Source organism: Serratia ficaria, assembly GCF_900187015.1.
GTDB classification, from domain to species: Bacteria; Pseudomonadota; Gammaproteobacteria; order Enterobacterales; family Enterobacteriaceae; genus Serratia; species Serratia ficaria.
The window spans coordinates 2,728,283-2,753,153 of the sequence record NZ_LT906479.1; the positions used below are offsets into that span (position 1 = coordinate 2,728,283).

At 63.2% G+C, this 24,871-nt stretch carries 23 protein-coding genes and 1 riboswitch; of the genes, 16 read left to right on the forward strand and 7 right to left on the reverse strand.

All coding sequences use genetic code 11. The features are described 5' to 3' along the window. Positions 1-331: 331 nt before the first annotated feature. Positions 332-505, reverse strand: a riboswitch (M-box (ykoK) riboswitch). 223 nt (positions 506-728) lie between these two features. Beyond that, positions 729-2,222, reverse strand: coding sequence for an alpha/beta hydrolase (locus CKW09_RS12900; RefSeq protein ID WP_095097663.1), 1,494 nt, complete (start codon positions 2,220-2,222; stop codon positions 729-731). A 209-nt stretch (positions 2,223-2,431) separates the two neighbouring features. On the opposite strand from CKW09_RS12900, the gene CKW09_RS12905 reads away from it, so the two are divergent. Both CKW09_RS12905 and fusA read left to right on the forward strand, forming a co-directional pair. Then, positions 2,432-2,680, forward strand: coding sequence for a glycine zipper domain-containing protein (locus CKW09_RS12905; protein WP_061795210.1), 249 nt, complete (start codon positions 2,432-2,434; stop codon positions 2,678-2,680). 214 nt (positions 2,681-2,894) lie between these two features. Then, entirely contained in the window at positions 2,895-5,000 is a 2,106-nt protein-coding gene (fusA, locus tag CKW09_RS12910; RefSeq protein WP_095097665.1) for an elongation factor G, read from the forward strand. A 31-nt stretch (positions 5,001-5,031) separates the two neighbouring features. Here the strand turns inward: fusA and CKW09_RS12915 are convergent, their stop codons facing one another. Beyond that, positions 5,032-5,985 (reverse strand): DMT family transporter, encoded by a 954-nt coding sequence (locus CKW09_RS12915; RefSeq protein ID WP_061795209.1) that lies wholly within the window; start codon positions 5,983-5,985, stop codon positions 5,032-5,034. Positions 5,986-6,079: 94 nt separating this feature from the next. Then, entirely contained in the window at positions 6,080-6,907 is an 828-nt protein-coding gene (locus tag CKW09_RS12920) for an AraC family transcriptional regulator (protein ID WP_095097667.1), read from the reverse strand. Positions 6,908-7,105: 198 nt separating this feature from the next. On the opposite strand from CKW09_RS12920, the gene CKW09_RS12925 reads away from it, so the two are divergent. Further along, positions 7,106-8,539: an NAD-dependent succinate-semialdehyde dehydrogenase gene (locus tag CKW09_RS12925; protein ID WP_061795207.1), complete on the forward strand. Its 1,434-nt coding sequence runs from the start codon at positions 7,106-7,108 to the stop codon at positions 8,537-8,539. A gap of 86 nt (positions 8,540-8,625) precedes the next feature. On the opposite strand, the gene CKW09_RS12930 is transcribed toward CKW09_RS12925, so the two are convergent. Together CKW09_RS12930 and CKW09_RS12935 are read right to left on the reverse strand one after the other, a co-directional pair. Continuing rightward, positions 8,626-9,519, reverse strand: a complete 894-nt coding sequence (locus CKW09_RS12930; RefSeq protein ID WP_095097669.1) for an alpha/beta fold hydrolase — start codon at positions 9,517-9,519, stop codon at positions 8,626-8,628. 26 nt (positions 9,520-9,545) lie between these two features. Next, positions 9,546-10,601, reverse strand: coding sequence for a sugar phosphate isomerase/epimerase family protein (locus tag CKW09_RS12935; protein WP_061795205.1), 1,056 nt, complete (start codon positions 10,599-10,601; stop codon positions 9,546-9,548). Between the two features lie 129 nt (positions 10,602-10,730). Here CKW09_RS12935 and CKW09_RS12940 point away from each other — a divergent pair, with 129 nt between their 5' ends. Then, positions 10,731-11,315 (forward strand): TetR/AcrR family transcriptional regulator, encoded by a 585-nt coding sequence (locus CKW09_RS12940; RefSeq protein WP_061795204.1) that lies wholly within the window; start codon positions 10,731-10,733, stop codon positions 11,313-11,315. A 124-nt stretch (positions 11,316-11,439) separates the two neighbouring features. Here the strand turns inward: CKW09_RS12940 and CKW09_RS12945 are convergent, their stop codons facing one another. After that, positions 11,440-12,372: a LysR substrate-binding domain-containing protein gene (locus CKW09_RS12945; protein WP_095097671.1), complete on the reverse strand. Its 933-nt coding sequence runs from the start codon at positions 12,370-12,372 to the stop codon at positions 11,440-11,442. A gap of 170 nt (positions 12,373-12,542) precedes the next feature. Here CKW09_RS12945 and CKW09_RS12950 point away from each other — a divergent pair, with 170 nt between their 5' ends. The 9 genes from CKW09_RS12950 to CKW09_RS12990 all read left to right on the forward strand — a co-directional run bounded on the left by CKW09_RS12950 (position 12,543) and on the right by CKW09_RS12990 (position 19,988). Beyond that, entirely contained in the window at positions 12,543-13,493 is a 951-nt protein-coding gene (locus tag CKW09_RS12950; RefSeq protein ID WP_061795203.1) for a branched-chain amino acid ABC transporter permease, read from the forward strand. Between the two features lie 9 nt (positions 13,494-13,502). Next, positions 13,503-14,615: an ABC transporter permease subunit gene (locus tag CKW09_RS12955; RefSeq protein WP_095097673.1), complete on the forward strand. Its 1,113-nt coding sequence runs from the start codon at positions 13,503-13,505 to the stop codon at positions 14,613-14,615. Further along, positions 14,612-15,382: an ABC transporter ATP-binding protein gene (locus tag CKW09_RS12960; RefSeq protein WP_095097676.1), complete on the forward strand. Its 771-nt coding sequence runs from the start codon at positions 14,612-14,614 to the stop codon at positions 15,380-15,382. The genes CKW09_RS12955 and CKW09_RS12960 overlap by 4 nt, the downstream gene beginning before the upstream one ends. After that, positions 15,375-16,088 (forward strand): ABC transporter ATP-binding protein, encoded by a 714-nt coding sequence (locus tag CKW09_RS12965; RefSeq protein WP_061795200.1) that lies wholly within the window; start codon positions 15,375-15,377, stop codon positions 16,086-16,088. The genes CKW09_RS12960 and CKW09_RS12965 overlap by 8 nt, the downstream gene beginning before the upstream one ends. A 33-nt stretch (positions 16,089-16,121) precedes the next feature. Next, a complete protein-coding gene (locus CKW09_RS12970) occupies positions 16,122-17,276 on the forward strand; it encodes a branched-chain amino acid ABC transporter substrate-binding protein (protein ID WP_061795199.1) in 1,155 nt (384 codons plus the stop codon). Between the two features lie 22 nt (positions 17,277-17,298). Then, positions 17,299-17,790: an L-2-amino-thiazoline-4-carboxylic acid hydrolase gene (locus CKW09_RS12975; protein WP_061795198.1), complete on the forward strand. Its 492-nt coding sequence runs from the start codon at positions 17,299-17,301 to the stop codon at positions 17,788-17,790. Continuing rightward, on the forward strand, positions 17,787-19,013 hold the full coding sequence (locus CKW09_RS12980; protein WP_061795197.1) for a Zn-dependent hydrolase: 1,227 nt from the start codon (positions 17,787-17,789) through the stop codon (positions 19,011-19,013). Before CKW09_RS12975 ends, CKW09_RS12980 begins: the two co-directional genes overlap by 4 nt. A gap of 90 nt (positions 19,014-19,103) precedes the next feature. Continuing rightward, entirely contained in the window at positions 19,104-19,451 is a 348-nt protein-coding gene (locus CKW09_RS12985) for an ArsR/SmtB family transcription factor (RefSeq protein WP_061795196.1), read from the forward strand. A gap of 3 nt (positions 19,452-19,454) precedes the next feature. Beyond that, positions 19,455-19,988, forward strand: coding sequence for an SRPBCC family protein (locus CKW09_RS12990; protein WP_061795195.1), 534 nt, complete (start codon positions 19,455-19,457; stop codon positions 19,986-19,988). Here CKW09_RS12990 and CKW09_RS12995 read toward each other — a convergent pair whose 3' ends face one another. Continuing rightward, positions 19,989-21,017, reverse strand: a complete 1,029-nt coding sequence (locus CKW09_RS12995) for a transporter (protein ID WP_061795194.1) — start codon at positions 21,015-21,017, stop codon at positions 19,989-19,991. It abuts the gene before it with no gap. 187 nt (positions 21,018-21,204) lie between these two features. Between CKW09_RS12995 and CKW09_RS13000 the strand changes: the two genes are divergently transcribed. The 3 genes from CKW09_RS13000 (at position 21,205) to pbpG (ending at position 24,743) form a co-directional block, all read left to right on the forward strand. Beyond that, positions 21,205-22,815 (forward strand): inorganic phosphate transporter, encoded by a 1,611-nt coding sequence (locus CKW09_RS13000; RefSeq protein WP_061795193.1) that lies wholly within the window; start codon positions 21,205-21,207, stop codon positions 22,813-22,815. Positions 22,816-22,842: 27 nt separating this feature from the next. Further along, positions 22,843-23,757: a polyphosphate kinase 2 gene (ppk2, locus tag CKW09_RS13005; protein WP_095097679.1), complete on the forward strand. Its 915-nt coding sequence runs from the start codon at positions 22,843-22,845 to the stop codon at positions 23,755-23,757. A 170-nt stretch (positions 23,758-23,927) separates the two neighbouring features. After that, positions 23,928-24,743 (forward strand): D-alanyl-D-alanine endopeptidase, encoded by an 816-nt coding sequence (pbpG, locus tag CKW09_RS13010; RefSeq protein WP_095097682.1) that lies wholly within the window; start codon positions 23,928-23,930, stop codon positions 24,741-24,743. The last annotated feature ends 128 nt before the right edge of the window (positions 24,744-24,871 follow it).

A 24,871-nucleotide genomic window follows, 5' to 3' on the forward strand; every position in this document is an offset into this window, starting at 1 on the left:
TCAGTTAACCGTTATCGATAAAAACCTCTTTAATTAAAAAGCGGGGTTGGTCGGTGTCCATTGCGTTCTACGTCCTCCTGGTGATAAATAACATCCCCGCCCGGGCCGGCGCGGGGTGATGGTTAAATGCCCAATGCGTACTGGGCGATTTTGAAATAAATAATCAATCGGCGCTCATATAGCCGGCAACCGAAGATTCATCGAGAACTTCAGCATTGGCCAGCGCCGCAGAGGAATGATTTTTAAGTGATTGAGTCATTGTCAGTCCCTATTTCTGTTTGAACTTCAACAGCGAATCGCATAGGGGCGCAACCAAAGAGGGAGTGCAGACGGCCTATCTCCGCGTCCAGGTTTTAGCACTATACAACGTATCTGAAGTGTTACTCAGAAGTTACTTTGGGCTGAACCTTAATTCGATAAAGCCTGTCTTAACCTTGGGCATCTCTCGATGTCGTCAGATCAGTAACCTGTGTTTGTATAGGAGCCTCGCCAAACGAGATACTGCATATAAACTACCGGCGCAGTATAGGCGGTGTTTTCGCCGGCGGGAAGAAAATAACCTCCGCCGTTGATGGAGTATTTAGGAAACTGTTATTAATGGAATAAATCATAAAGAAGGCCGATATTATTCGGCCTTCTTTATTTTTTGAATCGGCGTGGCGTTGGCTTTGTAATACACCGGCGTAAAACCGGTTGCCACAAAAAAGCCGGGCCTCCGCCCGGCCACCTCAGCGGCACACCTTGTCGCGCCGCGGCTTTTTCGGCGCCAGCAGGTAATCCACCACGCTTTCATCCACGCAGCGATCGATCCCGTTCAGCACCAGCGTGTGTCCGTCCCGTTCGCGGGTGATCAGCGGGCTTTTGAACCTGGCGGCCATCGCCTGCGCGTTGCGGTATGGCGTGGCCGGATCGTAACGCTGGCCGACAAACAGCAGCGGCGGCAGCGACGGCGACGCTACCGCCGCATGCGGCCGATCCTTGCCGCGGTACGGCCACAGGTCACACATTTCCAGCGGATACTCGTGCAGCGGCAGATAATGGCTGAACAGCGCGGCGGTGTTGACCTCCTGACGCTGCCGCCGCAGCCGCTGCGGATCGGCGCCCGGGTCGGCGACATCGGCGCAGGTAATGACGTTCAGGGCGTCATCGGCGTCCGGCGAGTAGCTTTCGTCAATCAGATCGGCGACCTGCCGGCCGGCGATGCCGGCGTTGATTTGCCGCACCAGGGTAGCCAGTTCATGCCAACGCTCCGGCCATGGCAGCAGCGAGCGGGTTGCGGTAATGACGTCATCGGCGGAAATCTCGTAGCCGTCCTGCGTCACGAACGGGCGTTCGTGCAGTTGGCGCAGCATCGCATGGTAGCTTTGCAGCGCCTGATTGGCGTCGGCGGACAACGGGCAGCTGCCGGTTTTGCCGCAGTAGGCCGCAAAGCGCTGGAAGCTCTGCTGGTAAGCCCGTTCCTGATTCACCCGCTGGGCAAAGTCGTCTTCGGCCAGGTCCACCACGCCATCCAGCACCAGCGCGCGGGTTTTCTTCGGGTAGCGCTCGGCGTACAGCGCCGCCACCTTGGTGCCGTAGGAATAGGCCACCGCGGTCAACCCCGGTTCGCCCAGCGCGCGCCGGATAACGTTCAGGTCGTTGACCGCCTCATCGGTGCCGATATGCTGCAGCGCCTCGGCGCCGGTTTGCCTGATGCAGGCGGCGATCATTTCCCGCACCTGGCTTTCCGCGCCGGCCAGGTCATTGTCATCCGGCGACGGCGTTTCGTCGTTTTCGCCGCGCTGGCAGGCGATCTTCGGCGTCGACTGCCCCACGCCGCGCGGATCGTAGCCGATGATGTCGTAGGATTTTCTCAGGCGGGCGACGCTGGCGTCGGCGGCCAGCTGCGGATTGATGCCCGGCAGCCCCGGCCCGCCGGCGATCACCACCAGGCTGCCCTTTTTCGGCCCGGTGGCCGGCAGCAGCGTCAGCGCCAGACGCACGGTTTCGCTCCGGTCCGACAACGCCTGGCCGGCGCTTTCCGGGTAGATCAGCGGCGCGTCGACGTAGCCGCAGCGCAAGCCGGGCGGCGGCGTATCTTCGAACCAGCGCTGAAATCCGCTGTTCAGGCAAGATTGCCAGCGGATGCTGCTTTCCGGCGCGGCGGCGCGGACCGGCAGTTTGGCATGGGCGGGCAGATTGGCGGCGGCGGCAAGCAACACCAGAATACGCAGTACTGACATGGGGAGTCCTTTCAACTCGGCGAATCTGTTCAGGGTAAATAGCCCCGGTTAAACAGCTGACCAATAGACCATAAAAAACCTGCCGGGTGAAGGCGCGCGGTGGCTATCCCGCGCTCGGATTGCTCCCATAAGGCGCGATTATCCGTCACGCGGCCATTTCCTCTGCTAGGCTTAAGGTTCGTTTATCCAACAAGGAACAGGAGAGTCATATGTTTGGAAAAGCTGAAGACAAAGCCAACGAAGCGGCCGGCGCGGTAGAAGAAGCGTTTGGCAAAGCCACCGACTCGCAGGAGCATCAGGTTCGCGGCGCGGCGCGCAAATACGCCTCGCAGGCCAGCTATGCCGCCCGAGATGCGGCCGACAGCGTAAGAACCCAGGTGGAATCAAATCCGCTGGCCGGCGTGGCCATTGCCGCGGCGGTGGGCATCGTGTTCGGCTTCCTGCTGGGCCGTAAATAGACCTTTTACGCCAGCCAGACAAGGGGCCCGTTACGGGCCCTTTTTATTTCCCGCCTATCGCAGCCATCGGTTAATAAACCCCCCGCCATCAACTACGATTACTTTGTGACCACCGCCGAGGCGGCGCGGTCCGGCAGATAACCCATTGAGGATTATCATCAATATTCATGCTGTTTAAGCCGCACGCCCTTCTCGCGGCTAAGAAAGGTTGATTATGGCACGCACTACCCCTATCGAACGCTACCGCAACATCGGCATCTCCGCGCATATCGACGCCGGCAAGACCACCACCACCGAGCGCGTCCTGTTTTACACCGGGGTCAGTCACAAGCTGGGCGAAGTTCACGACGGCGCGGCGACCATGGACTGGATGGCGCAGGAGCAGGAGCGCGGCATCACCATTACCTCGGCGGCCACCACCTGCTTCTGGAACGGCATGCAGCATAATTACCCGCAGCATCGCATCAACATCATCGACACCCCGGGGCACGTCGACTTCACCATTGAGGTGGAGCGTTCGATGCGCGTGCTGGACGGCGCGGTGATGGTCTATGACTCGGTCGGCGGCGTACAGCCGCAGTCGGAAACCGTCTGGCGCCAGGCCAACAAGTACAAAGTGCCGCGGCTGGCGTTCGTCAACAAGATGGACCGCGTCGGCGCCGATTTCTTCCGGGTGCGCAAAATGATGATCGAGCGCCTGAAGGCCAATCCGGTGCCGATCGTCATCCCGATCGGCGCCGAAGACCATTTCACCGGCGTGGTCGATCTGGTGCGGATGAAGGCCATCCTGTGGGACGAGGCTTCGCAGGGCATGAGCTTCAGCTTTGAGGAGATCCCGGCCGAGCTGCGCGAATCGGCTCAGGAATGGCGCGAGAACATGATCGAGGCCGCCGCCGAAGCCTCGGAAGAGCTGACGGAGAAATATCTCAATCAGGTGCCGCTGAGCGAGGAAGAGATCGTCCACGGCCTGCGGGTGCGCACCGTGGCCGGCGAAATCCAGCCGATGCTGTGCGGCTCGGCGTTCCGCAACAAGGGCGTGCAGCGCATGCTCGATGCGGTGATCGAGCTGATGCCTTCGCCGCTCGACGTGCCGCCGATGGAGGGCCACGGCGAACACGATGAGATAGTCACCCGCAAAGCCGACGACAATGAAAAATTCTCGGCGCTGGCGTTCAAACTGATGACCGACCCGTTCGTCGGCCAGTTGACCTTCGTGCGGGTTTATTCCGGGGTGCTGGCGAAAGGCGACAGCGTTTACAACCCGATCAAGGGCAAGAAAGAGCGCATCGGCCGCATCGTGCAGATGCACGCCAACGACCGCAAGGACGTGGATGAGCTGCACGCCGGCGATATCGCCGCCTGCGTCGGGCTGAAGGACGTCACCACCGGCGACACCCTGTGCGATCCCGACGCCATCGTCACGCTGGAGAAAATGACGTTTCCCGAGCCGGTGATCGCCCAGGCGATCGAGCCGAAAACCAAGAGCGACCAGGAAAAAATGGGCATCGCGCTGCAGCGCCTGTCTTCGGAAGATCCTTCGTTCCGGGTGCGCACCGACGAAGAGTCCGGCCAGACCCTCATTTACGGCATGGGCGAACTGCATCTGGAAATCATCGTCGACCGCATGCGGCGCGAATTCGGCGTGGAAACCGCCACCGGCAAGCCGCAGGTCTCCTATCGGGAAACCCTCCGCAAGCGGGTGACCGACGTCGAGGGCAAGTTCGTGCGCCAGTCCGGCGGCAAGGGTCAGTACGGCCACGTGGTGCTCACCGTCGAACCGAATGAGCCGGGTAAAGGCTTCGAATTTTTCGACGAGATCAAGGGCGGCGTGATCCCGGGCGAGTTCATCCCGGCGGTGAAAAAAGGCGTGCTGGAAGCGCTGAACAACGGCGTGCTGGCGGGTTATCAGGTGGTGGACGTCAAGGTGCATCTGACCTTCGGCTCCTACCACGACGTCGACTCCTCGGAGCAGGCATTCCGCATGGCGGCGATCTTCGGCTTTAAAGAAGCCTGCCGCCTGGCGGACCCGGCGCTCCTCGAACCTGTCATGTCGGTCGAGGTGGAAACGCCGGAGGACTACGCCGGCAACGTGATGGGCGATTTATCCTCCCGCCGCGGGCTGGTGCAGGGCATGGAGGATATCCCGGGCGGCGGCGGCAAGATGATCCACGCCAAGGTGCCGCTGTCCGAGATGTTCGGTTACTCGACCACCCTGCGCTCGATGTCGCAGGGGCGCGCCACCTACAGCATGGAGTTCAGCCACTACGCCGAAGCGCCGCGCAACGTGGCCGAAGAGATTATCCATCACCGCCAGCGTTAACCCCATCCGCCCGCCGCAGTGCCGGCGGGCGTTATTCCCCTTCCTCCACCGGCTGCGGTTTGATGCGCATGGCATACACCACCCCGACAATCAAACAGGCGATGCCGCATAGCGTCAACAACGGCGGCCAAGCCTGGCGCAAGATGAAGGTATAGGCCAGCCCCGCCAGAATTTCGAACACGATCAGCGGCCCCACCAGCACCGTCGGCAAACGCTGGCTGGCTTCGTTCCAACACAGCGCGCCCAGCCAGGAGCAGAATACGCCAATGATCAGCATCAGCAGGATAAACACTTCCGGCCGCGGCCCGAACGGCAATGCGAACGCAGGCTGGGTAATGGCCAGTTGGCCGCATACCAGCAGATAGCCCAACAGCGCCAGCGGCAAGGTCACTACCCCCTGCGCCGTGGCCCAGGTGGCGGGCCGCTGCGTCGGGTTCTCCCGCAGCCAGCGGGCGTTGCGCAGCGGGAACCAGGTCCAGCAAGCCACCGCCAACAGCGCCAGCCCCAGGCCGCTGAGATAACGCCAACCGTCGAGGGGCGCCTCGTTGCCCCGCAGCTCGGCGACGTTAACGCAGGCCAGGCCGCAGCCGATCAATACCAGCGCCGGCGCCAGCTTGCGCCAGGCCAGGCGCCCGTCGTGCCGGCCATAAAACAGATTGGCGGTAATGGAAATCACCACCGGCAAGGTGCCGATGATCATGGTGGAAACCGGCGCGCCGGTGCGCTGAATGGCGCTGGCCAGGCACAGGTAATACAGCAGGTTGCCGATGGCGGTCAGCTTGAGCGCCTCCAGCCAGTCTTTGCGCAGCAGCCGCCGCAAACGGCGACGATCGAGCCAGGCCAACGGCAAGGCGATCAGCCCGAAGGCCAGATAACGCCCGGTGGACTGCAGCGCAGCGGGATAATCCGGCACCAACAGCGGGCCGACGAAGATCAACCCCCACATCAGCCCGGCCATCAGGGCAAACAACACGCCAATAAACATCACCACTCCCACGCTAAGCCGGCATTCCCCGGGCAATCATCATGGGAGCAGCGTAACGGAACCCAGGGGGAAATTATTGTAGCAGGTTGCTGTTTTAACCCAATTTAACCTGTTTTTGAAAACGCACCGGCGTGACGCCGTAACGGTTAGCGAAGGCGCGCGTCAGGTGCGCCTGGTCGGTCAACCCCGCCGCCGCCGCCACCTGAGCGGCGGGCAGGCCGCGCTCCAACAGCCGCTTGGCCTGCGACAGGCGGATAGCCATCAGCATCTGATGCGGCGAAACGTGGTATTCGGCCTTGAATTTACGCAGAAAATGGTACGGGCTGAGCGATACCAGCGCAGCCAGTTGGTTGAGCGTAATGGCTTCGGAGAAATTATCGCGCAGATACTGTTTAACAATCTCAAAGCGGTGCGCCGCTTCGGCCTTTTCCCCGTGCGCCACGCGAATGTGCGGGCGCAACAGCCCGACCGCCTCCAGCAACAGGCCGTCGATGGCCAGCGGGTCATGTTCCCGCCACAGCCCGGCGAGAATGGCGGACAACCGCTGCGCCGCCAGCGGATCCTCGCGCACCGCGTCGGTGAACCACTGCCCCCGTTCACCGGAAAGCTGTTCCAGCGCCTCGGGCGCCAGATAGAGCATGCGGTAGCGCCAGCCTCCGGGGGTCTCCGCTTCGCCGGTGTGCAGTTCGTCGGGGTTCATCAGCACCAGGGAACCCGGTGCCGCCAGATGCTGCGCGCCGCGGTAGCGAAAACGCTCCGCCCCGGCGTTCACGGTGCCGATGGCGAAGGCGTCGTGGGTGTGCGGTTCGAAGGCGTAGCGTTCGATATGCGCCTGATAAAGTTCTACACCCGGTAAGTGGGGCAAATGCCGAAACTGCGCGCAGTCCTTTTCAAACGGAAACTGTTCTGGAACACCCTGCACCGCATCACCTTTGTCACATGGCCTCATCGGCCCCCAGCATAGCCAAAATTTGCGCGATTGAGTAGCGGCGCGGGCGCTTTCGTGCGCCGCGCCTAGACGATCGGTCTAATTCCGCGTAGGGTAATTGTTCCCTGTCCGGTTCAGGTCGGCGTCATCGCGAATAACCGCCGCCTGATCCCCCGTAAGCAAGAGGCAACCATGTATCCGGATACTCAACTGTATATTGATGGCCAATGGCGCGATGCGCTGGCCGGCAAAACCATCCCGGTCACCGACCCCGCGACCGATGAAACCCTCGGCCAGGTGGCGCACGCCGCCGCCGCCGACCTCGATCTGGCGCTGGCCGCCACCGAACGCGGCTTCAAGATCTGGCGCGACACCTCCGCCTATCAGCGCGCGATCCTGATGCGCAAGGCCGCCGCCTTGCTGCGCGAGCGCGCAGACGCCATCGCCACCACCATGAGCCAGGAACAGGGCAAACCCGTCGCGCAGGCCAGGGTCGAGATCCTCAACTCCGCCGACGTCATCGACTGGTTCGCCGGCGAGGCCAGCCGCACCTACGGCCAAATCATCCCCTCGCGCGCCCGCGACGTTCAGCAGCAAACCCTGAAACTGCCGGTGGGCCCGGTGGCCGCCTTCACGCCGTGGAACTTCCCGATCAACCAGATCGTGCGCAAACTTTCCGCCGCGCTGGCCGCCGGCTGCTCGATCATCGTCAAGGGCCCGGAAGAAACCCCGGCCTCCCCGGCCGCGCTGATCAAAGCCTTCGCCGACGCCGGCGTTCCGGCCGGCGTGATTGCGCTGGTGTACGGCACCCCGGCGGAAATTTCAGAGTATTTGATCCCGCATCCGACCATCCGCAAGATCTCCTTCACCGGCTCGACCCGGGTGGGCAAACATCTGGCGGCGCTGGCCGGTCAGCATATGAAAAAGGCCACCATGGAGCTGGGCGGGCACGCCCCGGTGCTGATTTTTGACGACGCAGACCTCGACGCGGCCGCCAAAGAGCTGGCGCTGGCCAAGTTCCGCAACGCCGGCCAGGTGTGCATCGCCCCAACCCGCTTCCTGATCCAGCAAGGGGTCTATGAGGCCTTTGTGGAGAAGTTCACCGCTGCGGTGCGCGAAATCAAGCTCGGCAACGGGCAGGAAGACGGCGTCACCATGGGCCCGATGGTATTGGGCCGCAGCGTCGACGCCATCGAGGCCTTCGTGCAGGACGCGATTGCCCAAGGAGCGAAAGCCTGCACCGGCGGCAAGCGCGTGGCGGGCAAAGGCAACTTCTTCGAGCCGACGGTGCTGCGCGACGTACCGCTGAGCGCCCGCGCGATGTCGGAAGAGCCGTTCGGCCCGGTCGCCCTGCTGCGGCCGTTCGCCAGCTATGACGACGCCATCGCCGAAGCCAATCGCCTGCCGTACGGCCTGGCGGCCTATGCCTACAGCCGCAGCGTCGCCACCGTCAACGCCCTGGGCCGCGACGTGGAAAGCGGCATGCTGAGCATCAACCACATCGGCTTCGGCCTGCCGGAGACGCCGTTCGGCGGTGTGAAAGACTCCGGCCACGGCACCGAAGGCGGCAGCGAGGCGATCGAATCCTACCTGGAAACCCGCTTCGTGACCGTCGCCGGGCGCTGATGCCCCGGATGAAACAGCCAAGCCCCGCAGTGCGGGGCTTTTTTATTTAACCCGCCGGCTCGAACAGCAGGCGGGCTATCTGAGCGTCAAGTGGCATCGCGCTCTCCCGACAAAAACGGCACAATCAGCGCGTTAAACGCCTCATGGCACTCTTCGGTAATAAAGTGGCCGCAGTCGGCCACCGTCTCGCCGCGCAGGTTACGCGCATTGTCCCGCAGGGTGGCGAAAGGCGCTTCGCCGGTGGCGTGCTCCGCGCCGATGGTCATCACCGGCATGTCGAGCGGGGACGCGGCGCGTTGCCGATTCTGCCGAATGGTTTCCGGAATGGCGCGATAATAATCAAACCCCGCGCGCAGGCTGCCGGGCGCCGAATAGGCGGCGATGTAGGTCTCCGCCGCCACCCGATCGCGGCGGTGCGACCAGCGGTTGAAGATGTAGCTCAGATACTGGCGTTCTCGGCCATGGGTCAGGGTTTCCGGCAGGTCCGCCAGCTGGTTGAACATGAAGTGCCACAGGAAGATGTTTTCCTCCGGCGCGACAAAGATTGGCGGCGCCGGCGCCAATCCGGGGATCACCGCTTCGGTCAGCGCCAGCCGCTCCACGGCCTGCGGGAAATCGCTCGCCATGGCGTAGCCGATCCACATGCCGATATCGTGCCCGACCAGTTGGTAACGCGAGTGCCCCAGCTGCGCCATCGCCGCGTGCAGCGTCGCCGCCACGCTGCCGGTGTCGTAACCGCTCAGGGGTTTGTCCGAGTCGCCGATGCCCGGCGGATCGACCGCTATCGCCCGAAAGCCGGCCAAGGCCAGCGCGCGCATCACATGGCGCCAGGTATACCAGGTCTGCGGCCAGCCGGGGATCAGCAGCACCGGCGCGCCTTCGCCGAGGATCGCGCAGTGTATGCGCTGGCCATTGACCTTCAGATAGGCGTGCTCCGGCTCAGGTCCATACGGCATGGACCCGTTTTCGTGCTGTTTCATGGATATTCTCCGTGTTGAGGGGCGGCTTAGCGGATGCCAAGCAACGCGTTGATTTGCCGTTGGTTAACCGGCGCGCCGGCGAAGTCGTCGAACACTTTGTCGGTGACGTGAATGATGCGATCGCGAATAAATGCCGCGCCTTCGCGCGCGCCATCCTGCGGGTGCTTCAGGCAGCACTCCCACTCCAGCGTCGCCCAGCCCGCGTAACCATACTGCGTCAGCTTCGAAAAAATCGCCCTGAAATCCACCTGGCCGTCGCCGAGCGAACGGAAACGGCCGGCGCGATCGGCCCATGACTGATACCCGCCATAAATGCCCTGCCGCCCGCTCGGGTTGAACTCGGCGTCCTTGACGTGGAACATGCGGATAACGTCTTTATAGATATCGATAAAATCCAGGTAGTTAAGCTGTTGCAGCACCAGGTGGCTCGGATCGAACAGCATCTGGCAGCGCGGATGGGCACCCACCCGCCGATGGAACATTTCGAAGGTCACGCCGTCGTGCAAATCTTCGCTGGGGTGGATTTCATAGCACAGGTTCACCCCCTGCTCCTCGCAGGCGTCGAGCACCGGCAGCCAGCGCTTGGCAAGTTCATCGAACGCGGTGTCGATCAGCCCCGCCGGGCGTTGCGGGAACGGGAACAAATACGGCCAGGCCAGCGAACCGGAGAAGGTGCCCATTTCACTCAGGCCGAGCCGGGCGGAAGCGCGCGCCGCCAGCAGCAGCCGTTCGCGCGCCCATTCGCCGCGCGCCTGCGGGTCGCCATGCAGCTGCGCAGGGGCGAAGCTGTCGCACAGCGCATCGTAGGCCGGGTGCACCGCCATCAGCTGGCCGAAAATATGCGTGGTCAACTCGCTGACCACCAAACCCCGCTCCGCCAGCATGCCGCGCAGATCGTCGCAGTAGGTTTGGCTTTCCGCCGCGGTGGCCAAGTCAAACAGCCGCCGATCCCAGGCCGGGATTTGCAGGGCTTTAAAACCGGTGGCGGCGGCCCATTGGGCAATGGCCGGCAGGCTGTTGAACGGCGCGGCGTCATCGCTAAATTGGGCGAGATGCAGGCTTGGACCTTTGAGGGTTTTCATCCTAGACTCCTATTGGTTGTCGATTGACAAACAATAGGACCGAATCTGCGCGGCGGCAAGCGGAATTTACAAATTGATCGGTTTAGGCAATGCTATGCCGCTGAATGAAAGGCAAATTGGAGCACGCTGATGGCAGGCAGACCACGCGAGTTCGATCGCGAACAGGCGTTAGTGAAAGCGCGGGATTTATTCTGGCGCCAGGGCTATGAAGGCACCTCGATGTCGGATCTGGTGGCCGAGCTGGGCATCGCCTCGGCCCGCATTTACAAGGCATTCGGTTCCAAGGAGCAGCTGTTTCGCGAGGCCGTCGCCAGCTATGAAAGCCACGAGGGCGGCTTCGCCGATCGGGCGTTTAGCGAAGAAACCGGCGTGCGGGCGGCGCTCGAACGCCTGCTGAACGACGCCGTACAGCTCTACAGTCGGCCGGATCTGCCGCGGGGGTGCATGGTGGTGTCCTCCGCCGCCAGCGTCAGCGCGGAAAACGACGGGCTGAAAGACTGGCTGGCGACGCATCGCCGCCAGCGCACCCAGGACATTATCGAGCGGCTGCGGCTGGCGGTGCAAAACGGCGAGCTGCCGCCCGCCACCGATGCCGAGGGCCTGGGCGATTACTTCGCGGCGTTTCTGCACGGGCTATCGGTGCAAGCGCGTGACGGCGTCACGAAAGAGCGCCTGACGGCGGCGGTGCAGACGGCGCTGAAGGCGTTGGCCTAGCCCTCGGGCAGTTCGGCGCCCAGCGCGTTTAAATCGAACAGCATCGTCGTGCCCTGTTTGTCATCCTGTGGGCCTGCACTCTATCCTGAGCGCGCGCGGTGCTGAAATACCCCTTGGTTGCAGGTTATGACTCGGCGTTCTGAGCCGCCGCTTCGCGCCGCAGCCACAGCTGCAGATCCCGCCCCTCCTGCGACAGTTCGCTGTCCTGGCGCGCGCACAGGTAATAGTCGCGCCCGTCGTCGACGGCCAGGTCGAACAGTTTGATCAGCTCACCGCCGTGGAGATAAGGCGCGATCAGCGGTTCACGCATCAGCGCACAGCCCAATCCCGCCTGCACCGCCGCCAGCGTCAGCAAGCCGTCTTCAAACATCGGGCCGGCGCTGCGCGGCGGGCGCTTCACGCCGGCCTGCTGGAACCACTGCATCCAGGCGCTGCGTTCTTCGTCGTGCAGCAGCGGCAGCGACGCCAGCTGATCCGGCGTATCCAGCAGGCCATGCAGCTTGCCGAAGGCGCGGCTGCACACCGGCACCATCTTGCCGGACATCAGCTTTTCGCTGCGGTAGCCGGTCCACTGGCCGACGCCAAAACGGATCGACAGATCGGCGGCGTCGCTGAGGTAATTTCGGTGATTGGCGTACACCACGTTGATGTCGATATCCGGATTTTCACGCAGAAAACCGCGCAAACGCGGGATAAACCAGCCCATGCCGAACAGCGGGATCAGGCTGATGGTGACCTGGCGCGAGGCGGACCGCTCGCGCACCTGTTCGGTGGCCTGACGCAGCACGTTAAACGCCGCGCGAATGGAGCGGTAATACTCCCGCCCTTCGTCGCGCAGGATCAGAGTGCGCCCCTGGCGTTCGGTCAGCGGCATCTGCAGAAACGCCTCCAGCGTTTTCAACTGATGGCTGACCGCCGAGGGGGAAATCGCCAGCTCTTTGGCGGCGGCGCCGATGCCGCCCAACCGGGCGACCGCCTCGAAGGCCCGTACGGCGCGCAGCGGCGGATCCTTGGGCAGCGTCGGCAACGGCGCATCATACTGTTCTGTTTTTTTCATATATTGACTATTTTATGGAAAATCGGCTCAGTCGTTGAAATTAATATACAAATAAATCAATAAATTAAAAACACTCATTTTTCGTATAAGAAATTATTTTTCCGTATTTTACAATTTTTTTTAATTCTCTAGTGTGACCTGCCTGAATCATCATTTTTCGGGACTCCCCTATGGATACGCTGGTACAGCAGACCATCAACGGACTGATGCTCGGCAGTATTTACGCGCTGATCGCCCTGGGCTACACCATGGTTTACGGCATTCTGCGCATCATCAACTTTGCCCACGGCGACGTGCTGATGGTCGGCGCGCTGAGCGCCCTGTCGGCCATCGGCATGCTGCAACGCCACTTCCCGTCCTTGCCGCCTGCGGCGGTGCTGCTGCTGGCGGCGCTGTGCGCCATGGCGGTATGCGCGCTGACCTCGATGGCGATCGAACGCCTGGCCTATCGCCGCCTGCGCAATGCGCCGCGCCTGGCGCCGTTGATCAGCGGCATCGGCGTTTCGCTGCTGTTGCAGACGCTGGCGATGCTTATCTGGTCGCGCAACCCGCTGATGTTCCCGCAGCTGTTGCCGATGGACCCGATAGCGCTCACGCGCGGCGGTGCGGAACATGCGCCGGCGGTGATCACCGGCACGGCGATCGCCACCCTGGCCGTCGCCGTGCTGGTGATGGCCGGCCTGCTGCTGCTGGTGGAACACAGCCGCTTTGGCCGCGCCATGCGCGCCACGGCGGAGAACCCGCAGGTCGCCGGCCTGATGGGCATCAACCCCAACCGCATCATCGTGCTGACCTTCGCGCTCGGCGGCGCGCTGGCGGCGGTGGCCGGCGTCATGATGGCCAGCAACTACGGCAACGCCGGTTTTTCGATGGGCTTTTTGCCGGGCATCAAGGCCTTCACCGCCGCGGTGCTGGGCGGCATCGGCAACCTGCGCGGCGCCATGCTCGGCGGACTGCTGCTGGGGCTGTTCGAATCGCTGGGCACCGGCTATCTCGGCGAACTGACCGGCGGCACCTTCGGCAGCAACTACCAGGACGTGTTCGCCTTCCTGGTGCTGATCGCGGTGCTGGTGTTCCGCCCATCCGGCCTGCTGGGCGAACGCGTCGCCACCCGCGCCTGAGGAGTAACCATGACTATCCTGACTTCCGCACTGCAGACCGCCGCTCCCCGCCGCCTCCGGCTGGGCGTGGTGCTGTTCATGCTGGGCCTGCTGCTGGCCCCCTGGCTGGCGGGCGCCGCCGGCGGCAACTATTGGGTGCGGGTGATCGACTTCGCCCTGCTGTACCTGATGCTGGCGCTGGGGCTGAACATCGTGGTCGGCTTCACCGGCCTGCTGGATATGGGGTTCATCGCGTTTTATGCGGTGGGCGCCTACCTGACGGCGCTGCTGTCTTCCCCGCACCTGACGCAACAATTTCCGCTGCTGTTGCAGTGGTTTCCGGACGGGCTGCACCTGTCGATTTTGCTGCTGATCCCGCTGTCGGCGGTGCTGGCTGCGCTGTGCGGCATCCTGCTCGGCGCGCCGACGCTGCGGCTGCGCGGCGACTATCTGGCGATCGTCACGCTGGGCTTCGGCGAGATCGTGCGCATCCTGATGCGCAACCTCGACCGACCGGTCAACATCACCAACGGCCCGAAAGGCATTTCCGCCATCGATCCGGTCAGCCTGTTCGGCCTGCGGTTTTCCGGCATGCATGAGTGGTTCGGCGTACGCTTTTCGTCGCTGTATCTCTACTACTACCTGTTCGCCGCGCTGCTGCTGGCGATCCTGTTTATCTGCCTGCGGCTGCAGCATTCGCGCGTGGGCCGCGCCTGGGCGGCGATCCGCGAAGACGAAGACGCCGCGCGGGCGATGGGCATCAATACCCGCAACTTCAAGCTGCTGGCTTTTGCGATGGGCGCCACCTTCGGCGGCGTCGCCGGTGCATTGTTCGCCGCCTTCCAAGGATTCGTCTCGCCCGAGTCTTTCACCCTGCAGGAGTCGATCGCGGTGCTGGCGATGGTGGTGCTGGGCGGCATGGGGCACATACCGGGGGTGATCCTCGGCGCGTTGCTGCTGGCCGCCCTGCCGGAGCTGCTGCGCAGCAGCATGGGGCCGCTGCAGCAGGCGCTGTTCGGCCAGGTGTGGATCGATCCGGAGATCGTCCGCCAGCTGTTCTACGGGCTGGCGCTGATCCTGGTGATGCTGTATCGCCCGGCCGGTTTATGGCCGGCCCGCCATTCACGGGGAGCCGCCTCATGACGCCGCTGCTGTGCTTAAGCCACGTCAGCAAACGCTTCGGCGGGCTGACGGCGGTGGATGACGTCAGCATGAGCATCCATCGAGGCGAAATTTACGGTTTGATCGGACCCAACGGCGCCGGCAAGACCACCTGCTTCAACCTGATCACCGGCCTGTACCGCGCCGACGGCGGCGAGTTCAGCCTGCAGGGCCGGCGCTACCGGCCGCAGGCGATCGACAAGGTGGTGCAGGCCGGCATTGCGCGCACCTTCCAGAACCTGCGGCTGTTCAACGACATGAGCGTGCTGGAAAACGTGATGGTCGGCTGCCACGTGCGCACCCGCAACGGCCTGTGGGCGGCGATCTCTCGCCACCGCCGCGCCCGCGAGGAGGAACGGGCGGTGCGCGAAAAATCCCAGGCGCTGCTGGAGTACGTCGGCATCGGCCGGTTCGCCCACTATCGCGCCGGCGATCTTTCCTATGGCCACCAACGGCGACTGGAAATCGCCCGGGCGCTGGCCACCGAACCGCAGCTGTTGGCGCTGGATGAGCCGGCGGCCGGCATGAACGCCGGAGAAAAGGTGGCGCTGCGCGAACTGCTGCTGCGCATTCGCGACGGCGGCACCAGCCTGCTGCTGATCGAGCACGACGTCAAGCTGGTGATGGGCCTGTGCGATCGCCTGACGGTGCTGGATTACGGCAAGGCGATCGCCGAGGGCAAACCGGCCGAGATCCGCCGTGAACCGGCGGTGATACGGGCCTATTTGGGAGGCGCGGCGCATGTCTGAACCCCTGCTGAGCGTAAAACGGCTCAAAGTGTCCTATGGCGGCATTCATGCGGTTAAGGGCATAGATTTCACGGTAAACAGCGGCGAACAGGTGACGTTGATCGGCGCCAACGGCGCAGGCAAAACCTCCAGCCTGCGCGCATTGACCGGCCTGCTGCCGTTCGACGGCGAGATCCTGTTCGACGGCCGTTCGATTCGCGGCGTGCCGCCGCACCGCCTGCTGCAGCAAGGGCTGGTGATGGTGCCCGAGGGGCGCGGCATTTTCGCCCGCATGACGGTGCGGGAGAACCTGCAGCTCGGCGCCTATGCCCGGCGAGATCGCGCTGCGGTGCGGCAAGATCTGGCGCGGATTTACGCCACCTTCCCGCGCCTGCGCGAGCGGCTTGACCAGCAGGCCGGGCTGCTTTCCGGCGGCGAGCAGCAGATGGTGGCGATGGGCCGCGCCCTGCTGAGCCGCCCGCGCCTGCTGGTGTTGGATGAACCCTCGATGGGGCTGGCGCCGATCGTGGTGGAGGCGATCTTCGAGGTGATCAAACAGCTGGCCAATGACGGCGTCACGCTGTTGTTGGTGGAACAAAACGCCCGGCTGGCGCTGGAGTCGACCGACCGCGCCTATGTGCTGGACAGCGGCAGCCTGAGCCACAGCGGCCCCTCTGCCGGCATGCTGGACGATGAAAAAATCAAACGGGCCTACTTAGGCGAATAACCCTGTTACTGTTAACCGCACCGGGAGCTTTGCATGAATCAGACAACTCGCTTTACCCGCTTGGCGCTGGCCGCCGCCGTGACGATCGGCCTCAGCGCCCCCGCGCTGGCCGACCAAACCCTGCTGATCGGCCTGGCCGGGCCGCTGACCGGCCCTTCCGCGCGCATCGGCAAGGATTTGGAAAACGGCGCGCAGCTGGCGATCGCCGATGCCAATGCCCAAAAGCCGACGCTGAACGGCAAGCCGGTCACCTTCAAATTGCTGTCCGAAGACGATCAGTCCGATCCGCGCACCGCCGTGGCGGTGGCCCAGCGCCTGGTGGACGAAGGCGTGGTCGGCGTGGTCGGCCACTGGAACACCGGCACCAGCATCCCGGCGGCGCGCATCTACCACGACGCCGGCATCGCCCAGGTGGCGCCGGTGGCCACCGGCCACGGCTATACGCAGCAAGGATTCGACACCAGCTTCCGCGTGATGGGCCATGACGACGACGGCGGCAACTATGCCGGGCAGTACGCGGTGAAAGAGCTGAAGGCCAAACGCATCGCGGTCATCGACGATCGCACCGCTTTCGGCCAGGGGCTGGCGGATGAATTCGTCAAGTCGCTGCAGGCACAGGGCGTGCAGCCGGTCACCCGCGAATACGTCGACGACAAAACCGTCGACTTCAGCGCGGTGCTGACCACCATTCGCAGCAAAAACGCCGACCTGATTTTCTTTGGCGGCGTGGATTCGCAGGCGGCGCCGCTGGCCCGCCGTCTGAAACAGCTGGGCATGAGCGCTCAATTGATGGGCGCCGGCGGCTTTGTCAGCCAAACGTTTCTGACGCTGGCGCAAAAAGAAGGCGACGGCGTGGTGGCGCTGGAGCCCGGCCTGCCGCTGGAGCAGATGCCGGGCGGCAAGGCCTTTGAGCAGGCTTACCGCGACCGCTACAAAACCCATATCGAGCTGCATGCGCCCTTCGCCTACGACGCCACCCGGGTGTTGATCGCCGCCATCGAGCAGGCCGGCTCCGCCGACCCGGCCGACTACCTGCCGAAGCTGCGCGCCATCCGCTATCGGGGCGTAACCGGCACCATCGCCTTCGACGCCCAGGGCAACCTGCAGCGGCCGAGCTTCACCCTGTACAAGGTGGTCGACGGCAAATGGCAGCCGCAGACCGTACTGGGCGGCGCCACACCACAATAAGAAAGCCATGAGGAGCATGTCGATGAGCTGTGCAAAAAACGAATTGGGCATTCTGGCCCGCCGCAGGATTGAGGCGGAGATCATCAAACCAATCTATCAAATCCTGGTGCGCGAGATCGGCAAGGCGCGCGCCCAGGCGGTGATCGGCGAGGCGATTGAAAACGCCGCCATCGACGCCGGCAAGCGGTTTGCCGCGCAGGAGCCGGCGGGCGCGGATTTGCAAAGCTTCGCCGCGCTGCAATACCTGTGGGAAAAAGACGACGCGCTGCGGGTCGAAGTGGTCAACCTGGACGACCGGCACTTCGACTATAACGTCACCCGCTGCCGCTACGCCGAGATGTACCACGAAATGGGGCTGGGCGAGATCGGCCACCTGCTGTCGTGCGCCCGCGACAGCCAGTTCATCGTCGGCTACGCGCCGGACGTCGAACTGCAGCGCAGCCAGACCATCATGTCCGGCGCGCCCTGCTGCGACTTCCGCTACACCGCCAAAACTCGGGAAGAGAAAAAATGACTCTGCAGATCGACGGCGAGCGCCTGTGGCGCAGCCTGCATGAGATGGCGCAGTTCGGCGCCATCGCCAACAACGGCGTCACCAGGCTGGCGCTGAGCGAAGAAGACCGGCGGGCGCGCGACCAGCTGCGCGACTGGGCGCTGCAGGCCGGCTGCAGCGTGCGGGTCGACCGCATGGGCAATATGTTCCTGCGCCGCGAAGGCGCGCGCCCCGAGCTGGCGCCGGTGGTGACCGGTTCGCACGGCGATTCCCAGCCCAACGGCGGCCGTTTCGACGGCATTTACGGCGTGCTGGCCGGCCTGGAGGTGCTGCGCACCCTCAACGATCGCCAGATCGCCACCGAACGGGCGATCGAGGTGATCAACTGGACCAACGAAGAAGGCGCGCGTTTTGCGCCGGCGATGATTTCCTCCGGGGTCTTCTCCGGCGAGTTCAGCCTGGAATACGGCCTGTCGCGCCGCGATGCGCAGGGCGTCAGCATCGGCGAGGCATTGCGGGAAATCGGCTATGACGGCGAACGGCCGGTGGGCGGCCTGCCGATCCACGCGGCCTTCGAGTTGCATATCGAGCAAGGGCCGATCCTCGAGGCGGAAAACATCGCGATCGGCGTGGTGACCGCCGCGCAAGGGCAGCGCTGGTATGAACTGGAGATCGTCGGTTTCAGCGCCCACGCCGGCACCACGCCGATGGATCGCCGCCGCGACGCCCTGCTCGGCTTTGCCGAGCTGGTCACGGCGGTCAACCGGATTGGCCTGGACTTTGCGCCGGACGCGCGCGCCACCGTCGGCATGGCGCAAATCACCCCCAATTCGCGCAACGTGGTGCCGGGCAAGGTGTTCTTCAGCGTCGAGTTTCGCCATCCGCAGGAAGCGGTGCTGGAACAAATGGAGCAGCGCCTGCTGGCGGCGGTCGGCGCGGTGAATGGCGACGCCTTGAGCGCCCGCGCCGAGCGCATCTTCCAGTATCGGCCGATCCGCTTCGACGCCGCCTGCATCGCCAGCGTGCGCCAGGCGGCGCAGACGCTGGGCTACAGCCATCGCGACATGATCTCCGGTGCCGGCCACGACGCCTGTTATCTGAGCCGGGTGGCGCCGACCGCGATGATTTTCATCCCCTGCGTGGACGGTATCAGCCACAACGAACGGGAAAACATCACGCCGGGCTGGGCCGCCGCCGGCGCCAACGTGCTGTTGCACGCGCTGCTGGCGCACGCCGACGCCTGATCCCTTTGCGCCCCCGGCAGCCGCTCGGGGCGCAAAAAAATATTCAACAAGATGGTTGAATATTAGCCTGACTGTTCTATATTCAACCATATGGTTAAATTATCTTCCTCTCAGCTGGACGCCATTTTCCACGCGCTGTCCGACCCGACCCGGCGCTCCATGCTGCGCGCGCTGGCCGACGGCGAACGCAGCATCGGCGAACTGGCCGCGCCGCTGCAGATGTCGTTCGCCGGCGCCTCCAAGCACGTTAAAGCACTGGAACATGCGGGCCTGGTGCAGCGAACCGTGCAGGGAAGAAACCATATTTGCCGGCTCGAACCCGAGCCGATGGCGCAGGCCATGCAATGGCTGCAAACCTATGAACATTTCTGGACTGAACGGCTGGACGCGCTGGAACTGGCGCTGCGCCAGGCCGAACAGCATCCTCCCAAGGAGTGAACCATGAATGACTACGGCATGATTATCGAACCCGGCACGCTGCGCATCCAGCGGTTGCTGCCCGGCCCGATCGAACGGGTCTGGGCCTACCTGACCGAATCCGACAAGCGCGCCACCTGGCTGGCGGCCGGTGAGATGACGCTGGAAAGCGGCGCGGCGCTGGAGCTGAATTTCCGCAATTCCGATCTGGCGGGCGAGCACGAACAGCCGCCGGCCAAATACAAACAGCACGGCGGCTGCGTCAGCAACCGCGGGCACATTACCTGCCTTTTCCCGCCGCGCCTGCTGAGCTTTACCTGGGCCGAACAGGATCAGGGCCGCCCTTCCGAAGTGACTTTCGAGCTGACCGAGCAAGGTCAGGCGGTGCTGCTGACGGTGACCCATCGCCGGTTGGCCAACCGCGACGACATGCTCAGCGTGGCCGGCGGCTGGCACACCCACCTGGATATCCTGGTGGACCGGCTGCATGACCGCCAGCCACGGCCGTTCTGGAGCACCCACGCCAGGCTGGAAGAGGAATACCGCGCCAGGCTGTGATCAGCCGTCGTCCCTGCGCCTGAACGCCAGATAACCGGCGATCAGCGTAAAACTGCCGACCAGCAACACCAGCAGGATAAAACCGTGGTGATTGCTGGCCAGCGGGATCCCCCCGACGTTCATACCGAAAAAGCCGGCGACGATGTTGATCGGCAGCGCCAGCACGGTGATCACCGTCAGGGTGTACAGCGTGCGGTTGTTCTGCTCCATCTGCTTGGCGCCAATTTCCTCCTGCAGCAGCCGGATGCGCTCGGTGAGGCTGGCGAGATCGTTCAGCACCACGGTGAATTCCTCGGTGAACTGGCGCAGGTCCTGCACCACCTCGCGGCTCAGCCAGTTCGGCGGGCGATTCAGCAGGCGGAACAGCGCCGCCGGCTCCGGCGCCAACAGGCGCTGAAAGCGCAGCAGCATGCGGCGCATGCGCCCCAACTCGGTGCGGTTGCGCTTGACGTGGTTGCTCAACAGGCGATCTTCGATGGTATCGACATAGTGGTTGGCCTGGCGCACCACCTGCTCCAGCACCTCCTCCTGCTCTTCGAGCAAGTGCGCCAGCAGTTCGGTCGAAGACGCCAGCTGCAGCGGCCCCAGCCGGCCGAGCAGCCGTTCGATCAGGCGCAGCGGCTTATGCCGCACGGTCACCACCAGCCCGCTGCAGCAGTACAGCCACAGCGTCGCGGTTTCGGGGTTGTTCTCTTTGGGATGGAAAATCACGTCGTTGAGCACCGCGAACAGGTCGTCGCCCTGCCGCTCGATGCGCGTGGTGTGCGAACCGTGGCGAATTTCGTCGAAGAAAAAATCGGAAATGGCGAAATGATTTCTCAGCCACTTTTCCGCCGCCGCGTGGTTGAGATTGAGGTGCAGCCAGATAAATCCTTCGCCGGGCGGCAGCGTCTGGTAAGCCTGGCAGACCCGCTGCGACGTCAGCCGCTGCGGCGGCTCGCCCTGGCGGAATAGGTGGCCGTAGATCAGGCCGGTCACCTCGTCGTCGAAATCAAGCTGGTGCATTTTTTCCGCAAGCGTCTGAGCCATAAATATCGCTACCCTGAGAAACCGGACCTCGCCTTTATAGCAATCTTTATCCGCCAACGTTAATTATTTTCACCTTTCCCGATGATTAATATTCCCGTCATAAAAAAGTCACAGTAATTCAGAATACTTTGCAGGCAATAGCCAGCACACGTTCAATATTTTAATGCAGTTTCTCAGGAAGGTCCTTATGAGCGATAACAGCGCCGTTCAACAGGGTGCGCCGGCCGCATCCAGCCTGCCAAAGATCTACCAAAAGAACAGTCGATTAACTGTTCTTTTTTTTGTGTTTTCATTGGTACTGGGGATCGCCTTCGCCGGGGTGAACTTATTTAACGACGTCACCGACGCCGGTGCGGTTTATACCAGTTACGTCCCGTTTCTCTTATTAGGCCTGGCGCTACTTATTGCGCTTGGTTTTGAATTCGTTAACGGTTTTCACGATACCGCCAACGCGGTGGCGACCGTGATTTATACCCACTCGCTGTCGCCGATGGTGGCGGTGGTGTGGTCCGGCTTTTTCAACTTTCTCGGCGTGCTGCTGTCCAGCGGCGTGGTGGCTTTCGGCATCATTTCGCTGCTGCCGGTGGAGCTGATCCTGCAGGCCGGAACCGGCAACGGCTTCGCCATGGTGTACGCCCTGCTGTTCTCGGCGATTATCTGGAACCTCGGCACCTGGTGGCTCGGGCTGCCGGCGTCGTCGTCGCACACGCTGATCGGCTCGATTATCGGCGTCGGCGTGGCCAACGCGCTGATCCACGGCCGCACCGGCACCAGCGGCGTGGACTGGGGCCAGGCGATTAAGGTGGGCTACGCGCTGCTGCTGTCGCCGGTGATCGGCTTCGCGTGCGCCGCCCTGCTGCTGCTGGCGCTGAAAGCGCTGGTTAAAAACCGCCAGCTGTATACCGCCCCCAAGGGCGATGCGCCGCCGCCGCTGTGGATCCGCGGCCTGCTGATCCTCACCTGCACCGGCGTTTCCTTCGCCCACGGCTCCAACGACGGCCAGAAAGGCATGGGGCTGATCATGCTGATCCTGGTGGGCACCATGCCGATCGCCTACGCCCTGAACCGCTCGATGCCGCCGGATCAAATCCCGCGCGTGGCGGCGCTGGCGGAAGTGACCAAGAATGATTTGCTGCGGCAGTTCCCGGCGCGGAGCCAGACGCCGGCACGCGAGGTGTTGACCGGCTATGTGCGCACCAGCGAACTGACCCCGGACGTGGTGCCGGCCCTGGCGCAGCTGACCGGCGCCATCGGCGACCAGATCCGCCAGTACGGTTCGGTCGACAAGATCCCGGCGCAGGCGGTCTCCAACACCCGTAACGACATGTACCTGGCGTCGGAAACCATCAAGCATCTGAAGTCGGAGAAGCTGCTGCAGATTGCCGCCGGCTCGCAGCGCAACCTCGACGCGCTGAAAGGCGAGCTGGACAGCGCCACCCGCTTTATCCCGTTCTGGGTCAAGGTGGTGGTGGCGATCGCCCTGGGCCTCGGCACCATGGTCGGCTGGCGGCGCATCGTGGTGACCGTCGGCGAGAAAATCGGCAAATCGCACCTGACCTACGCCCAGGGCGCCAGCGCCGAACTGGTGGCGATGACCACCATCGGCGCGGCGGACGCCTTCGGCCTGCCGGTATCCACCACTCACGTGCTGTCCTCCGGCATCGCCGGCACCATGGCGGCCAACCGTTCCGGCCTGCAGATGTCCACGCTGCGCAACCTGCTGATGGCCTGGGTGCTGACGCTGCCGGTCTCGATACTGCTTTCGGCGGTGCTGTACTGGATCTTCACCCATATCTAAAACCGGGCTAACACGGAGAAAACTATTATGTCTATGCATGAATTTAACCGCGACGACAGCTTCAACCAGCGCCTGCTGCAGGAATTTTACGACAGCTACGACGAAGAGCTGGAGATGGAGTTGGACGACCTGCGTTTCGACGCCGCCGAAGTGGACAGCGATCAGAAAAAGGCCTGGCGCAAGCAGTACTTCCGCGAACTGCTGCGCCTGCAGGGCGAGCTGGTGAAGCTGCAGGACTGGGTGATGCGCACCGGCCACCGTTTGGTGATCATCTTCGAAGGGCGCGACGCCGCCGGCAAAGGCGGCGTGATCAAACGCATCACTCAGCGTCTGAACCCGCGCACCTGCCGCGTGGCGGCGCTGCCGGCGCCGAACGACCGCGAACGCACCCAGTGGTATTTTCAGCGCTATATCGCCCACCTGCCCGCCGCCGGCGAGATGGTGCTGTTCGACCGCAGCTGGTACAACCGCGCCGGCGTGGAGCGGGTGATGGGCTTTTGCAACGATGAAGAGTACGAAGAGTTTTTCCGCAGCGTGCCGGAGTTCGAAAAAATGCTGACCCGCAGCGGCATTCAGATCGTCAAGTATTGGTTCTCGATCACCGATGACGAACAGGAGCTGCGCTTTCTCAGCCGCATCCACGATCCGCTCAAACAGTGGAAGCTCAGCCCGATGGATCTGGAGAGCCGCCGGCGCTGGGAAGACTATACCGAAGCCAAAGAGGTCATGTTAGCACGCACTAACATTGCGGAAGCGCCATGGTGGGTGGTTCAGGGCGTCGACAAAAAAAAGGCGCGGCTGAACTGCATCAGCCATCTGCTGCAGCAGGTGCCGTATGAGGAAAGCGCTGGCAACGTCATTACCCTGCCGCCGCGCAAGCGCAGCCCCGAATACAGCCGCAGCCCGATGCCGGACGAAATGGTGGTGCCGGAAGTCTATTGAGTGCCGCACAGGGGCGGGCAACCGCCCCTCGCTCAGCCGGACCCTGCGGCAACAGGGTTGCTGTAACGCCTGTTAACAGATTGAAGGGCCATCCCCCTATTTTCTCCACATTTACTGCTCAGACTCTTACCGATATTTATTAATCACTTAGGGTCATAGTTGCGGTCGCCATGTTTTTATCCAAACCTTTTTCTCGTGTTCTCGTGCTGTTCCTCGGCCTGTTGGCCGCCCTGTCTCAGGCCCACGCCGCCGCGCCGCCGGTGCTGAATTCCAAGGCCGCGCTGGTGGTCAACCCACGTACCGGTAAAGTCCTCTATCAAAAACAAGCCAACCGCGTGCTGCCCATCGCTTCGCTGACCAAGCTGATGACCGCCATGGTAACGCTCGACGCCAAACGCCCGTTGGGCAACAAGATGCGGGTCACCCCCGCCGATCGCGACCTGCTGAAGAAAACCCATTCGCGGTTGACCATAGGTTCCACCCTCAGCCGCCGCGATATGTTGCATATCGCGCTGATGTCGTCGGAAAACCGCGCCGCTTCGGCGCTGAGCCGCAACTATCCCGGCGGGCGCAAGGCCTTTGTGGCGAAAATGAACCGCAAGGCGCGCGCCATCGGCATGAAGCGCGCCCGCTTCTACGATCCGACCGGTCTGACGCCGCGCAACGTCGCCAGCGCCAGGGATCTGCTGCAGATGGTCAATCACGCCTACCGCTACCAGACCATTCGCCGCTTCAGCACCGACAAACAGCAGATCGTGCGGCCGGGCCGCGGCCAACTGGTGTACCGCAGCTCCAACGGGCTGATCAACAACCCGGCCTGGAAAATTCAGTTGCAAAAGACCGGCTTTACCGACGAAGCCGGCCACTGTCTGGTGATGCGCACGGTGATCAACGGCCAGCCGGTGGTGATGATCCTGCTCGGCTCGCCGCAGCGCTACGGCCACTACAGCGACGCCGTTCGCCTGAAGGCCTGGCTGGCGTCCTGAGCGCCCGGGGCGCGCTGATGGCGCGCCCTTTACCGCCAGCCGCATATCTAAATTCGTTTTGTATCAATGGAATATCCTATCTCCAATCAGTATTAAGCCGCCGGCGATGCCCATGGTATTTGTCATGG

Excerpts from the sequence above, each read along its gene's own strand:
- CKW09_RS12915 (WP_061795209.1), bottom strand. The coding sequence starts at position 5,985 with ATGTTTATTGGCGTGTTGTTTGCCCTGATGGCCGGGCTGATGTGGGGG.
- CKW09_RS12990 (WP_061795195.1), top strand. The coding sequence starts at position 19,455 with ATGAATGACTACGGCATGATTATCGAACCCGGCACGCTGCGCATCCAG.
- CKW09_RS12970 (WP_061795199.1), top strand. The coding sequence starts at position 16,122 with ATGAATCAGACAACTCGCTTTACCCGCTTGGCGCTGGCCGCCGCCGTG.
- CKW09_RS12940 (WP_061795204.1), top strand. The coding sequence starts at position 10,731 with ATGGCAGGCAGACCACGCGAGTTCGATCGCGAACAGGCGTTAGTGAAA.
- pbpG (WP_095097682.1), top strand. The coding sequence starts at position 23,928 with ATGTTTTTATCCAAACCTTTTTCTCGTGTTCTCGTGCTGTTCCTCGGC.
- CKW09_RS12965 (WP_061795200.1), top strand. The coding sequence starts at position 15,375 with ATGTCTGAACCCCTGCTGAGCGTAAAACGGCTCAAAGTGTCCTATGGC.
- CKW09_RS12905 (WP_061795210.1), top strand. The coding sequence starts at position 2,432 with ATGTTTGGAAAAGCTGAAGACAAAGCCAACGAAGCGGCCGGCGCGGTA.
- CKW09_RS12935 (WP_061795205.1), bottom strand. The coding sequence starts at position 10,601 with ATGAAAACCCTCAAAGGTCCAAGCCTGCATCTCGCCCAATTTAGCGAT.
- CKW09_RS12985 (WP_061795196.1), top strand. The coding sequence starts at position 19,104 with ATGGTTAAATTATCTTCCTCTCAGCTGGACGCCATTTTCCACGCGCTG.
- CKW09_RS12925 (WP_061795207.1), top strand. The coding sequence starts at position 7,106 with ATGTATCCGGATACTCAACTGTATATTGATGGCCAATGGCGCGATGCG.
- CKW09_RS12900 (WP_095097663.1), bottom strand. The coding sequence starts at position 2,222 with ATGTCAGTACTGCGTATTCTGGTGTTGCTTGCCGCCGCCGCCAATCTG.
- CKW09_RS12995 (WP_061795194.1), bottom strand. The coding sequence starts at position 21,017 with ATGGCTCAGACGCTTGCGGAAAAAATGCACCAGCTTGATTTCGACGAC.
- fusA (WP_095097665.1), top strand. The coding sequence starts at position 2,895 with ATGGCACGCACTACCCCTATCGAACGCTACCGCAACATCGGCATCTCC.
- CKW09_RS13000 (WP_061795193.1), top strand. The coding sequence starts at position 21,205 with ATGAGCGATAACAGCGCCGTTCAACAGGGTGCGCCGGCCGCATCCAGC.
- CKW09_RS12930 (WP_095097669.1), bottom strand. The coding sequence starts at position 9,519 with ATGAAACAGCACGAAAACGGGTCCATGCCGTATGGACCTGAGCCGGAG.
- CKW09_RS12960 (WP_095097676.1), top strand. The coding sequence starts at position 14,612 with ATGACGCCGCTGCTGTGCTTAAGCCACGTCAGCAAACGCTTCGGCGGG.
- CKW09_RS12975 (WP_061795198.1), top strand. The coding sequence starts at position 17,299 with ATGAGCTGTGCAAAAAACGAATTGGGCATTCTGGCCCGCCGCAGGATT.
- CKW09_RS12950 (WP_061795203.1), top strand. The coding sequence starts at position 12,543 with ATGGATACGCTGGTACAGCAGACCATCAACGGACTGATGCTCGGCAGT.
- CKW09_RS12980 (WP_061795197.1), top strand. The coding sequence starts at position 17,787 with ATGACTCTGCAGATCGACGGCGAGCGCCTGTGGCGCAGCCTGCATGAG.
- CKW09_RS12955 (WP_095097673.1), top strand. The coding sequence starts at position 13,503 with ATGACTATCCTGACTTCCGCACTGCAGACCGCCGCTCCCCGCCGCCTC.
- ppk2 (WP_095097679.1), top strand. The coding sequence starts at position 22,843 with ATGTCTATGCATGAATTTAACCGCGACGACAGCTTCAACCAGCGCCTG.
- CKW09_RS12945 (WP_095097671.1), bottom strand. The coding sequence starts at position 12,372 with ATGAAAAAAACAGAACAGTATGATGCGCCGTTGCCGACGCTGCCCAAG.